This is a genomic window from Enterococcus sp. 5B3_DIV0040 (genome assembly GCF_002140755.1).
Lineage (GTDB): Bacteria > Bacillota > Bacilli > Lactobacillales > Enterococcaceae > Enterococcus_D > Enterococcus_D casseliflavus.
This window is the reverse complement of record NZ_NGLC01000001.1, coordinates 1,790,306-1,802,299: the sequence shown is the minus strand read 5'-3', so window position 1 is coordinate 1,802,299 and position 11,994 is coordinate 1,790,306. Positions and strand designations below refer to the sequence as shown.

The window sequence follows — 11,994 nt, the reverse complement described above, 5'->3', positions numbered from 1 at the left end:
ACAATGACAAAAGGAATTAAAATTGCAACCATTGGTGGCGGCAGCAGCTATACCCCGGAGTTAATGGAAGGCTTTATCAAACGCTATGAAGAATTGCCGATTCGTGAGATTTGGCTAGTAGATATCGAAGCAGGAAAAGAAAAATTAGCAATCGTTGGTGCGATGGCACAACGGATGTGGGATGCGTCACCCTACGATGTAAAAATCCACATGACATTGGATCGAGAAGAAGCGTTAAAAGATGCTGATTTCGTTACGACTCAATTCCGAGTAGGATTGCTGAATGCCCGTATCAAAGATGAACGAATTCCTGCCTATTACGGCATGATTGGTCAAGAAACCAACGGCCCTGGTGGTATGTTCAAAGCGTTTCGTACGGTTCCAATCATTCTTGAAATCGTTGAAGACATGAAACGCTTGTGTCCCGATGCCTGGTTGATCAACTTTGCGAATCCAAGCGGTATGGTGACTGAAGCAATCGTGCGTTACGGAAAATGGGACAAAGTCATCGGGTTGTGTAACGTGCCTGTCATGGCAACGATGGTTGAACCTGCGTTGCTTGGCAAAGAACCTGACGAATTGATTTACAAATTTGCAGGATTGAACCACTTCCACTGGCACAAAGTTACCGACTCACACGGCAATGACGTTACGATGGACATTATTGATAAAATGTATGAAGAAGACAATGGCTTACCGAAGAATATCTTTGATGTACCATTTTACAAAGAACAGCTGGAACAAATGAAGATGATTCCTTGCGGGTATCACCGTTATTACTATCGTCAAGAAGAAATGTTGAATCATGCGATCGAAGAGTACAAGACTGTCGGTACACGCGCACAGCAAGTGAAACAAACCGAAGCCGAATTGTTTGAGTTGTACAAAGATCCTGAATTGGATCATAAACCTGAACAGCTGCAAAAACGTGGTGGTGCTTACTACTCAGATGCAGCGTGTGAAACGATTGCTTCCATTTATGCTAATAAAAATACCCAAATCGTCGTTTCAACCAAAAATGAAGGCGCCGTTCCAGATCTTCCTGCCGATTGCGTAGTCGAAGTAACAGCTTACGTTGGCGGACAAGGTGCTAGAAATGTTGCCTTTGGTGAGTTACCGACAGCTGAAAAAGGTTGGTTACAGGTAATGAAAGCAATGGAATTATTAACGATCGAAGCAGCTGTGACGGGGGATTACAATATCGCATTACAAGCCTTCACCATCAACCCATTGGTTCCATCAGGTGATACGGCAAAACGTGTCATGGACGAACTGTTTATTGCCCACAAAGATCACTTGCCTAAATTTAAGGAAACGATCGCACGTCTTGAAAAAGAAGGCGTAGAAGTACAAGATGAAGTAGCCCGCGAACTTGATCGCGAACTAGTTAAATAAAGAGAAAGTAGGAAAGAAACATGGCATTTAGAAAAGACTTTTTATGGGGCGGCGCAACAGCTGCCAATCAATGTGAAGGAGGCTACCAAGAAGGCGGACGCGGCTTGGCAAACGTTGACGTGGTACCGATCGGCAAAGATCGTTTTCCAGTCATTACTGGTCAAATGAAAATGTTCGATTTTGATGACGAACATTTCTACCCAGCAAAAGAAGCGATCGATATGTATCATCGCTACAAAGAAGACATCGCGCTATTTGGCGAAATGGGCTTTAAAACCTACCGTTTGTCGATCGCTTGGAGTCGGATTTTCCCTAAAGGGGATGAAACAGAACCAAATGAAGACGGCTTGAAGTTCTATGAAGATCTTTTCAAAGAATGCCACAAATATGGGATCGAACCATTAGTAACGATCACTCACTTTGATTGCCCAATGCATTTAGTTGAAAAATACGGGGCATGGCGTTCTCGTGAATTGGTCGGATTCTATGAAAACTTGTGTAACGTGATTTTCAACCGTTACAAAGGATTAGTAAAATACTGGTTGACCTTCAACGAAATCAACATGATTCTCCATGCGCCATTTATGGGAGCAGGTCTTTACTTTGAAGAAGGCGATAACGTTGAGCAAGTGAAATACCAAGCGGCTCACCATGAGCTATTGGCCTCTGCGATTGCAACGAAAATCGCTCATGAAGTCGATCCTGAGAACAAAGTAGGCTGTATGTTAGCTGCTGGCGCATACTATCCATATACAAGCAAACCAGAAGATGTCTGGGAATCACGCAAAGCAGATCGCGAAAACTATTTCTTTATTGATGTTCAATCACGTGGGGAATATCCACAATATGCGCTGAAAGAAATGGAACGCAATGGGATCGAAATCAAAATGGAAGAAGGCGACCTTGAGCTGTTGAAAGCTCACACCGTAGACTTTATTTCCTTCTCTTACTATTCTTCCCGCGTATCAACCACGGACGCTGAATTATTAGAACAAACGGCTGGCAATATTTTTGCCTCTGTGAAAAACCCATACTTGGAAGCAAGTGAGTGGGGGTGGCAGATTGATCCACTTGGTTTGCGCATCACAATGAATGACATTTATGATCGCTACCAAAAACCATTGTTTATCGTTGAAAACGGCTTAGGAGCTGTGGATACACCAGATGCAGATGGCTATGTGGAAGATGACTACCGGATCCAATACTTGGCAGAGCATATTCAAGCAATGAAAGATGCGGTTGAACAAGATGGTGTCGACTTATTGGGTTACACGACTTGGGGTTGTATCGATTTAGTTTCAGCTGGAACAGGTGAAATGAAAAAACGCTATGGTTTCATTTATGTGGACCGTGACAATGAAGGAAATGGCACCTTGAAACGAACAAAGAAAAAATCATTTGATTGGTACAAACAAGTGATTGCTTCAAACGGTGAAGATTTATCGAATAACTAATTGTAAGAAGCTGCAGTTGATCCCTTAGAGAAATCTAAGTAGATCGACTGCAGTTTTTTTAAAGTCTTTTTAAAAACTATTGAAACGAATGATTTGTATAAGTAGAAATGGCTGTTCAGAGATTATTGATAACCGACAATGAAAATGCTGTAAAAGGCTTGCGTTGCAGCAATTACAAAAAAAGGCGACCTTAAGCATGACATGTTTTGTCCTTAAGGTCGCCTTTATCCATTTTTTAAAGAACTTTTTCAATTTCTGGAATCATTTTTTGAGGATTGGTTTGTGGAGCAAAACGCTCCACGACTTTACCTTGGCGGTCCACCAAGAATTTCGTGAAATTCCATTTAATGGCTTTGCCTAATGTACCCGGTGCTTCTGCTTCCAAATAGCGAAACAAGGGATCTGCGTCTTTGCCATTGATCACCGTTAACTTGTGCATCGGAAAATCAACACCATAGGTGGTTCGGCAAGCGGCTGCGGCTTCTTCGGCTGAGTCGACTTCTTGTTTGAACTGGTCAGAAGGAAACCCTAGAACGACCAACCCTTGGTCTTTATAGGTTTCATAAAGACTTTGTAATTCTTTGAACTGCGGGCTCAACCCGCACTTTGTAGCTGTATTGACGATCACCAGCGGTTGACCTTCGTAGTTTGCTAGCGAATAAGTTTCGCCGTTTTCTAATGTTGCTTGGTAGTCATAGATTGACATAGCAAACGCTCCTTTTAATGTAAATCATAGTCGATAGTTTCTGAGATAAGTATAGAGCAAAGTCTTCAAAAAAACCAAGCAAACTTCTTGGCGCATTTTATTTCTTATAAAAAACAAAAAATCCAGCGGCCGTTGGGACCACTGGACTCTTATTATGCTTCTGGTAAGACTTCTGGTTCTGCTTCTTGTGGATGAACGACAGATTTAGTTTTCCATACCCCAGAATGCCAGCGATAGATCATTAAGACGCTGCGCAATGCTTCGTCAATGGCATAAGCGATCCAAACGCCGATCAAGCCAAATTTAAAGACGATGGCCAGTGAGTAGGAAAACGGTAAGCTGATGACCCATAGAACAATTAGGCTGCAGATCAATGGGAACTTCACGTCACCACTTGCATTTAATGAACCAACTAGGATCATATTGACTGCACGCGCTGTTTCTAAGACGATCTCTACTAAAAAGACACCTTTAGCAATCTCGATTACTTCGGTATTGGAAGTAAAGATCCCCATGATCGGTTCAATAAATAGATAGGTCAATAAGCAGATCGTTACCGAGGCGATGATCCCGATCACCATCGTGCGCATGCCTCGCTGATGCGCACGATCGAATTCACCCGCACCGACATTGCGGCCAATCATGATTTGGTTTCCTTGACTTAATGCGGAGGCGATCAAATAAACAAATTGGGTGATAGCTGTTACGTAAGATTTTGCAATCAAGACACTTGCGCCAAGTTGAGCCACGATCATCGTCACCACGACTTGCGCTCCTTGATAGGAAAGAGACTCGCCAGAAGAAGGCAATCCGTAAGTCAAAATGTTTTTCATCACGCCCCAAGAGACATTCGAGAAACGGGCAGATAAAACAGAAAAATTCACATGTTTCTTCAGCAACATGGCGGCAATTAGTAAACCGATCGAATTACCAAAGACGCTAGAAAATGCCAATCCAGTCACACCGAAATTCGGTAAACCAAAGGGGCTGTATAAGACAAAGTAATTGCCAATGACGGCTAGGATACTAGCAAACATCGGTACCAATAACGCAGGTTTTGTGAAACTGTGGCTACGCATGACAGCAATTATGACCGCCGTGATCGATGAAAGGAACAGACTTCCGCCATACACTTTTAAGTATCCATGACCTAAAGCAACTAATTCAGCATCTAAGCCCATGAATCGCAAAAGGTAGGTTGAGCCGAAAAGGAACATCAAGCTGATCAAAATCCCGATGAACAATGACCCAAAAAGAGCGGTATTGATGACTTTCGGTATCTGGTCGCGTTTTTTCGCACCAATCAATTGTGCGATAATGATCTGAGTACCCACGGTGATGAAACCGTAAATAAAGACCGTTAAATTCAATAGTTGATTGGCAGCACTGACGGCCGCTACTGCTGGCTCGGAATAATGAGAAATCATCCAAACGTTGACATTCCCAATAACGACCCGCAAAAATAGCTCAACAAAAATCGGCCAGCTGAGAAAAATCAGTTCACGGTCTGATTTTCCTAAAAGTTTTTTCTTATTCAATTGTAAGGACTCCTTATTTTCTATATAATAGACGTATCGTGAAAATTTTACAAAAATTGAAAAGAAAGTCAATGTAATTTTCAAAAGTAAAAGCAGGAATATCTTATTATTTTTTGTAAGCAGATGAGTTGAAAGAATTTGCTTTTGAAAGTAAAGTATGGGTAGTCCAAATTGGAGGGAAATATATGTATGATGTAATTATCATCGGCGCAGGCCCTGCGGGGATGACAGCAGCGCTTTATGCGTCAAGATCGAATTTATCAGTACTAATGATTGAACGAGGAGCACCTGGCGGACAAATGAACAATACGGCTGAGGTTGAAAACTATCCTGGCTTCGAATCAATATTAGGCCCTGAACTAGCATTTAAAATGTATGAAGGTGCCATTAAATTTGGTGTTGAAAATGCCTATGGGATCGTTCAAAGCATCACGGATCAAGGTGAGTTCAAAGAAGTTGCCACCGAAGACAAAACCTATCAAGGGAAAACAGTCATCATTGCCACAGGATGTGTACATAGAAAGTTAGGCGTCAAAGGCGAAGAAGAATTCGCAGGACGCGGAGTTTCATACTGTGCGGTTTGTGACGGTGCCTTTTTCCGTAACAAACGCTTGATCGTTGTTGGTGGAGGCGACTCAGCAGTCGAAGAAGCTATCTACTTAACGCAATTTGCTTCTGAAGTAACGATCGTTCACCGTCGTGATGAATTACGAGCACAAAAAATCATCCAAGACCGCGCATTTGCCAACGAGAAAATCTCTTTTATTTGGGATTCTGTTGTGGAAGAAATCAAAGGCAATGAGATGGTCGTAACTGGCGTGCAAATCAGAAACGTAAAAACGGATGAAGTGACAGAAGAAGCTGCTGGCGGTGTCTTTATCTATGTTGGTTTAGATCCGTTGACAGAACCATTCAAAGCTAGCGGTATCACGAATGATGCTGGCTGGATCTTAACAAATGATCAGATGGAAACTTCAATTCCTGGTGTTTACGCGATTGGCGATGTTCGTGAAAAAGGCTTGCGTCAAATCACAACGGCAGTCGGCGATGGCAGTATTGCTGGTCAACAAGTGTTTGATTTTATTGAAACACAAAAGGATGCTCAATTAACAAAATAATCTAATGGGGTTAGCTGTTATTTTTAAAGTGTAAATCACTTTTGATAGCAGCTTTTTTTATTTTTCGTTTGGTTATTCTTTGAGAAATCTGTAAGTAGTGTTATACTAATTTTAGAGCATTTTAACGGAAAAAGGAGAGGTTATTTTATGGCATGGGAACAAACATTTAATCAATGGAAAAACAGTGAACACTTAGATCCACAATTAAAAGAACAATTGACCGCATTAGAAGCAGATCCTGCGATGTTAGAAGACGCTTTTTATATGCCTTTGGAATTTGGGACTGCTGGCATGCGAGGGATTTTAGGACCTGGTATCAATCGGATGAACATTTATACGATTCGTCAAGCAACGGAAGGCTTGGCTCGCTTTATGGATACACAAGATCCCGAAACAAGACGTCGTGGCGTAGCGATTGCCTATGATTCCCGTCATTTTTCACCTGAGTTCGCGATGGAAGCAGCAAAAACATTGGCAAAACATGATATTCCAGCCTTTGTCTTTGAAAGCTTACGTCCGACGCCAGAATTATCTTTTGCTGTGCGTTACTTAAAAACCTTTACTGGAATCATGATCACTGCTTCTCACAATCCAGCCGAATACAATGGCTACAAAGTATATGGGGAAGATGGTGGGCAAATGCCACCAGCAGATGCGGATGCATTGACAAAATTTGTTCGGGAAATTGAAAATCCGTTGGAGATTCCTGTATTAAGTGAAGAAGAAGCCAAAAACAGCGGCTTGATCTCTATTATTGGCGAAGAAATCGATACTGCCTATCTGAAAGAAATCAAAGAAGTCACGATCGATCAAGAATTGATCGATACGGTGGGCAAAGATTTGAAACTTGTCTATACACCACTTCACGGAACAGGGCGGATGCTTGGCGAGAAAGCGTTGAAACAAGCTGGTTTCCAACAATTCATTATTGAACCCTCTCAAGCGGTTGCTGATCCAAACTTCAGCACAGTAAAATCACCGAATCCAGAAGAGCACTCTGCCTTTGAATATGCGATTGCTTTAGGAGAAAAAGAAGGTGCTGACCTATTGATCGCAACAGATCCAGATGCCGATCGCTTAGGGGCTGCAGTAAGAATGCCAGATGGCAACTACCAAGTCTTGACAGGTAACCAGTTAGGTGCATTGATGATCCGTTACATTTTAGAAGCCCATAAAACAGCTGGAACATTGCCAGAAAATGCAGCAGTCTTAAAATCGATCGTTTCTAGTGAATTGCCAACAGCGATCGCTAAAGCCTACGATGTTGATATGATCAATGTTTTAACTGGCTTTAAATTTATTGCCGAAAAAATCCAACAATTTGAAAAAGACCATTCTCAAACTTTCATGTTTGGCTTTGAAGAAAGCTATGGCTACTTAGTTAAACCATTTGTACGGGACAAGGACGCGATCCAAGCGCTCGTTTTATTAGCAGAAGTGGCTGCTTTTTACAAACAATCAGACAAAACATTGTATGATGGTCTGCAAGATATTTTTGAAGAGTACGGCTACTATGCAGAAAAAACGATTTCTGTAACGATGAGCGGTATGGAAGGGGCAACTAAGATTGCTGCCTTGATGAAGACTTTCCGTGAAAAAGCACCTTCTGTCTTCGCAGGAACCCCTGTCGTGCAAACAGAAGACTTTAAATTGTTGACTCGTGTGGGCTTAGATGGTCACCAACAAAAAATGACCACACCGCCTTCTGATGTTTTGAAATACACCTTGGAAGATGAAAGCTGGATTGCTGTTCGTCCTTCTGGGACCGAACCTAAAATCAAGTTTTATATTGGTGCAAAAGGCGAAACGGCAGAAGCAGCAGAACAAAAAATTGCTGATCTGCAAGCAGCGATCGAAGAAATCACAGGTGAATAAAGTCATCTGATGTCTTCATAATCAAAAAAATTACAATTGGCTGAATGATCCGAGTGGTAGAAAAAGAAGCGTTCGCTTCCCTCAGCAAACAGCGGTTGAGGGACCGAAGCTTCTAAAGGGAATTTTCTGACGCTTGGATCTATTCTTGTCTTTTAGCTCGTTTCTTCTCCTTGATCGTCGAGCATTGATTGACAAGCTGTCTATCAAGGGCTAAAATGCAAAAGGAAATAAGAGAGGATGTGGCGCGATGACTACGCCGAAACTAGAAGAAATTCAGCAAGTAACACAGATTTTTAAAATGCTTAGTGATCCCACTAGACTAAAAATTTTGTTGTCTCTTCAAGAAGGAGAGCGCAATGTCACTTCGATTGCAGAACAAGTACATATGGAACAATCAGCAGTTTCTCATCAGCTGAAACTTTTGAAAGATAATCGGATCGTAAAGTCGGAAAGACAAGGAAAAACCATCCTTTATAGTCTTGATGACAAACATGTTGTGGATATTTTGCAAAAAACATTCGAACATATCCATCACCGTTAAAACTAGGGCGAGAATTTCTCAAAAGTCCTAGTTTTTTCTTATTGTTTTTGGTATGCTAGTGGAAATATTAAAATTAGATGAACGGTTTTTAATAACGTTTTCAGTTAGGGGGCATTATGGGTAAGCAATTGAACATTGGATTATTAGGAATGGGTGTTGTCGGCAGCGGGGTATGCCAAGTGTTGGCAGAGCAAAAAGAAGCCATTCTGGCACGCACAGGAGTCAGTGTGCAAATCACGAAAGCATTAGCTTCGCCTTACGAGGATAAGTCTGCGTTAGCGGCTAAGTACGGGTTTGCGTTGACGAATGAGGCAAATGAGTTGTTTGAAGATGAGACCATCGACGTAATTGTGGAATTGATCGGGAAGATCGATCCGGCAAAAGCGTTTATTTCAGCTGCTTTAGAAAATAAGAAGCACGTTGTGACGGCAAATAAAGACTTGATTGCCACCCATGGACCTGAACTGCTGGCAATCGCTGAAAAAGCCGGGGTGTCTCTTTATTATGAAGCCAGCGTGGGTGGTGGCATTCCGATCTTGCGTACATTGAGCACCCACTATCTGCCTGATACCATCACAGGAATTTTTGGCATCGTCAATGGGACGACCAATTATATGCTGACAAAAATGACGGAAGATGGCATGACCTATGAAGATGCTTTGTCACAAGCCCAAGTAAAAGGTTTTGCCGAATCAGATCCTACTAATGATGTTGACGGTATCGATGCAGCTTATAAAATGGTGATCCTGACTAAATTTGCTTTTGGGAAAACGATCTATGTTGCTGATGTGGCAACAAAAGGCATCCGCGGCTTAGCTGTGGCAGATATTAAGCAGGCACAAGCCATTGGTTATGAAGTGAAGTTGATCGGTGCAGCACAAAAGACAGTTGACGGTTCCCTTACTGTGTCAGTTGGACCTGTATTAGTGCCGAAAAACCATGCGTTAGCGACGATCCAAAACGAGTTTAATGGCATTTTTATCGAGAGTGAAGGCATCGATCAATCAATGGTTTATGGACCAGGAGCAGGATCACGACCGACGGCCACCAGCGTGGTAGCGGATTTGACCGTTTTAGCAAAAAATAAAAGCTTTGGGATCGTTGAACCTTTTCTAACTTTTGAAAAAGAAACAGCATTAGCATCTGTAGAAGAAGTTCCTAGCCGGCATTATGTGTCGTTTTCAAGTCAAGAGATCAAAGGGAACGCTCTTCCAGAATGGTTTGCGTTTGAGCAAACGGTGTTCAACGAAGCAGAGCAACGAATAGCTGGAATCACCAATCTAATGAGCGAAAAAGAGCTAACAGAAAAACTCGCAACTTATACCGATGCACAAGACATACAAATAATGAAAGTGATGGAGGAATAAACATGTATCAAGGATTATTGCATCAATACAAGGAATATCTGCCAGTCAACGAAAATACACCAGCATTGTCGCTGGCTGAAGGCAACACGCCGTTGATTCCCTTACCAAGCCTTTCCAAGGAATTAGGGATTCAATTGTATGGAAAATACGAAGGGCTGAATCCGACAGGCTCTTTTAAAGACCGAGGGATGGTCATGGCGGTGGCAAAAGCGGTGGAAGAAGGTGCCAAAGCAATCGTCTGTGCATCGACAGGAAATACCAGTGCGGCAGCAGCAGCTTATGCGACCAGAGCGGGGATCAAAGCCTATGTTGTTATTCCAGATGGCAAGATCGCTATGGGAAAATTGGCGCAAGCGATCGTTTATGGAGCCGACATCATTTCGATCCCAGGAAACTTTGATGAAGCGTTAAAAGCAGTACGAGATATTGCAGAAACCGAAGCCGTGGCGCTAGTAAACTCAGTCAATCCTTATCGTTTAGAAGGACAAAAAACAGCGGCCTTTGAAGTATGCGAACAATTAGGACAAGCACCGGATGTTCTTGCGATTCCTGTCGGTAATGCAGGGAATATCTCGGCATATTGGAAAGGGTTCAAAGAATGGCATGAGAAAAAAGGCACCGCGTTGCCAAGAATGCATGGGTTTGAAGCTGAAGGTGCTGCTGCGATCGTCCGTGGTGAAGTCATCGAACAACCAGAAACGATTGCTACAGCGATTCGGATCGGCAATCCAGCCAGCTGGCAGTTGGCAGAAGCCGCTCGTGATGAATCAAATGGACACATCGATGCAGTAACCGATGAGGAAATTTTGAATGCTTACCGTAAAATTGCTGCGCAAGATGGTGTGTTTATTGAACCAGGCTCAGCTGCCTCGCTAGCTGGTGTCATCCAGCACGTGAAAGCAGGGAAAATCAAACCAGGTGAGACTGTCGTTGCCGTCTTTACTGGAAATGGTCTGAAGGATCCTGATACAGCTATCAAAGCGACAGAAGTAACCATCAATAAGATGAGTGATTTAGAAGAAATGCGTCAGCATCTTCGTGAAGGAGTTGCCAATCTATGAAGATCCGCGTTCCTGCAACCAGTGCGAACTTAGGGCCTGGTTTTGATTCCTGCGGGATTGCCCTGTCAAAGTATTTGTTCATTGAAGTTTTAAAAGAAAACGATACGTGGGAAATCATCCATGAGCTAGGTTCAGAGATCCCAACGGATGAAACCAACTTGCTTTTGCGTGTGGCACTGAAATTAGCACCAAACATGAAGCCTTTGAAAATCCGAATGAGTTCGGACATTCCTTTGGCAAGAGGCTTAGGCAGCAGTTCCTCGGTGATCGTCGCCGGGATTGAACTAGCCAACCGCATGGCCCACATGAATCTGAGTGCAGCACAAAAGCTTGAGATCGCAACTGCCATCGAAGGGCATCCTGACAACGTTGGACCAGCGATTTATGGAGATTTTGCGGTTGCTGCTTACGACCATCAGCACAAGCATACGTATTTAGTCAAGCATCATTTTCCAGAGTGTGAGATCATTGCCTATATTCCTCATGAAGAACTGTTGACTGAAGCAAGTCGTCAAGTCTTGCCGCAGACCCTTTCGCACGAGCAAGCTGTCGAAGCCAGTGCGATCGCCAACGTGATGATCGCAGCGGTCATCAATGGCAATCTGCCTCTTGCAGGAAAATTGATGCAACAGGATCGTTTTCATGAAGCCTATCGGGAAAAGCTTGTGCCGCACTTGTCGACCATTCGCCAAATCTGCGAAGAAGAAGGCGGCTATGGCTGTTTCTTAAGCGGCGCAGGTCCTACGGTCTTAGCGATCGTCCCAGAGGAACGGGCAGAACGAATCTCAAAACTTTTGCATGCCTTGGAGAGCAATGCGTATATCGAACAATTACAAATCGATCGTGAAGGGCTGCAAGTGTTCTAAAAGAGAATAATAAATGAGCCACAGACCAAAAATGGTGAGCAGAAGATTTTCTGCTCACCATTTTTCATTGCTT

General features: G+C 42.9%; 10 protein-coding genes. 8 read left to right on the top strand and 2 right to left on the bottom strand.

Annotated elements, in window-relative coordinates:
* Positions 1-3: 3 nt before the first annotated feature.
* Positions 4-1,395 carry a 6-phospho-beta-glucosidase gene (locus A5883_RS08540; RefSeq protein ID WP_005225822.1) on the top strand — a complete coding sequence of 464 codons (1,392 nt, stop codon included), beginning with the start codon at positions 4-6 and terminating at the stop codon, positions 1,393-1,395.
* Positions 1,396-1,415: 20 nt separating this feature from the next.
* Positions 1,416-2,849, top strand: coding sequence for a 6-phospho-beta-glucosidase (locus A5883_RS08535; protein WP_008378424.1), 1,434 nt, complete (start codon positions 1,416-1,418; stop codon positions 2,847-2,849).
* A 235-nt stretch (positions 2,850-3,084) separates the two neighbouring features.
* Here A5883_RS08535 and A5883_RS08530 read toward each other — a convergent pair whose 3' ends face one another.
* Both A5883_RS08530 and A5883_RS08525 read right to left on the bottom strand, forming a co-directional pair.
* Positions 3,085-3,555 carry a glutathione peroxidase gene (locus A5883_RS08530; RefSeq protein ID WP_016610263.1) on the bottom strand — a complete coding sequence of 157 codons (471 nt, stop codon included), beginning with the start codon at positions 3,553-3,555 and terminating at the stop codon, positions 3,085-3,087.
* 152 nt (positions 3,556-3,707) lie between these two features.
* Positions 3,708-5,093, bottom strand: coding sequence for an MATE family efflux transporter (locus A5883_RS08525; protein WP_034858018.1), 1,386 nt, complete (start codon positions 5,091-5,093; stop codon positions 3,708-3,710).
* A gap of 185 nt (positions 5,094-5,278) precedes the next feature.
* On the opposite strand from A5883_RS08525, the gene trxB reads away from it, so the two are divergent.
* The 6 genes from trxB (at position 5,279) to thrB (ending at position 11,921) form a co-directional block, all read left to right on the top strand.
* Entirely contained in the window at positions 5,279-6,211 is a 933-nt protein-coding gene (trxB, locus tag A5883_RS08520; RefSeq protein WP_015509534.1) for a thioredoxin-disulfide reductase, read from the top strand.
* Positions 6,212-6,358: 147 nt separating this feature from the next.
* On the top strand, positions 6,359-8,086 hold the full coding sequence (locus A5883_RS08515; RefSeq protein ID WP_086338326.1) for a phospho-sugar mutase: 1,728 nt from the start codon (positions 6,359-6,361) through the stop codon (positions 8,084-8,086).
* Between the two features lie 247 nt (positions 8,087-8,333).
* Positions 8,334-8,627 (top strand): ArsR/SmtB family transcription factor, encoded by a 294-nt coding sequence (locus A5883_RS08510; RefSeq protein WP_005225828.1) that lies wholly within the window; start codon positions 8,334-8,336, stop codon positions 8,625-8,627.
* A 116-nt stretch (positions 8,628-8,743) separates the two neighbouring features.
* Positions 8,744-9,994, top strand: a complete 1,251-nt coding sequence (locus A5883_RS08505) for a homoserine dehydrogenase (protein ID WP_086338325.1) — start codon at positions 8,744-8,746, stop codon at positions 9,992-9,994.
* Positions 9,995-9,996: 2 nt separating this feature from the next.
* Positions 9,997-11,055 (top strand): threonine synthase, encoded by a 1,059-nt coding sequence (thrC, locus tag A5883_RS08500; RefSeq protein ID WP_005225830.1) that lies wholly within the window; start codon positions 9,997-9,999, stop codon positions 11,053-11,055.
* Positions 11,052-11,921 carry a homoserine kinase gene (thrB, locus tag A5883_RS08495; protein WP_005225831.1) on the top strand — a complete coding sequence of 290 codons (870 nt, stop codon included), beginning with the start codon at positions 11,052-11,054 and terminating at the stop codon, positions 11,919-11,921. The genes thrC and thrB overlap by 4 nt, the downstream gene beginning before the upstream one ends.
* Positions 11,922-11,994: the final 73 nt, after the last annotated feature.

Excerpts from the sequence above, each read along its gene's own strand:
- A5883_RS08540 (WP_005225822.1), top strand. The coding sequence starts at position 4 with ATGACAAAAGGAATTAAAATTGCAACCATTGGTGGCGGCAGCAGCTAT.
- A5883_RS08535 (WP_008378424.1), top strand. The coding sequence starts at position 1,416 with ATGGCATTTAGAAAAGACTTTTTATGGGGCGGCGCAACAGCTGCCAAT.
- A5883_RS08530 (WP_016610263.1), bottom strand. The coding sequence starts at position 3,555 with ATGTCAATCTATGACTACCAAGCAACATTAGAAAACGGCGAAACTTAT.
- trxB (WP_015509534.1), top strand. The coding sequence starts at position 5,279 with ATGTATGATGTAATTATCATCGGCGCAGGCCCTGCGGGGATGACAGCA.
- A5883_RS08515 (WP_086338326.1), top strand. The coding sequence starts at position 6,359 with ATGGCATGGGAACAAACATTTAATCAATGGAAAAACAGTGAACACTTA.
- A5883_RS08510 (WP_005225828.1), top strand. The coding sequence starts at position 8,334 with ATGACTACGCCGAAACTAGAAGAAATTCAGCAAGTAACACAGATTTTT.
- A5883_RS08505 (WP_086338325.1), top strand. The coding sequence starts at position 8,744 with ATGGGTAAGCAATTGAACATTGGATTATTAGGAATGGGTGTTGTCGGC.
- thrC (WP_005225830.1), top strand. The coding sequence starts at position 9,997 with ATGTATCAAGGATTATTGCATCAATACAAGGAATATCTGCCAGTCAAC.
- thrB (WP_005225831.1), top strand. The coding sequence starts at position 11,052 with ATGAAGATCCGCGTTCCTGCAACCAGTGCGAACTTAGGGCCTGGTTTT.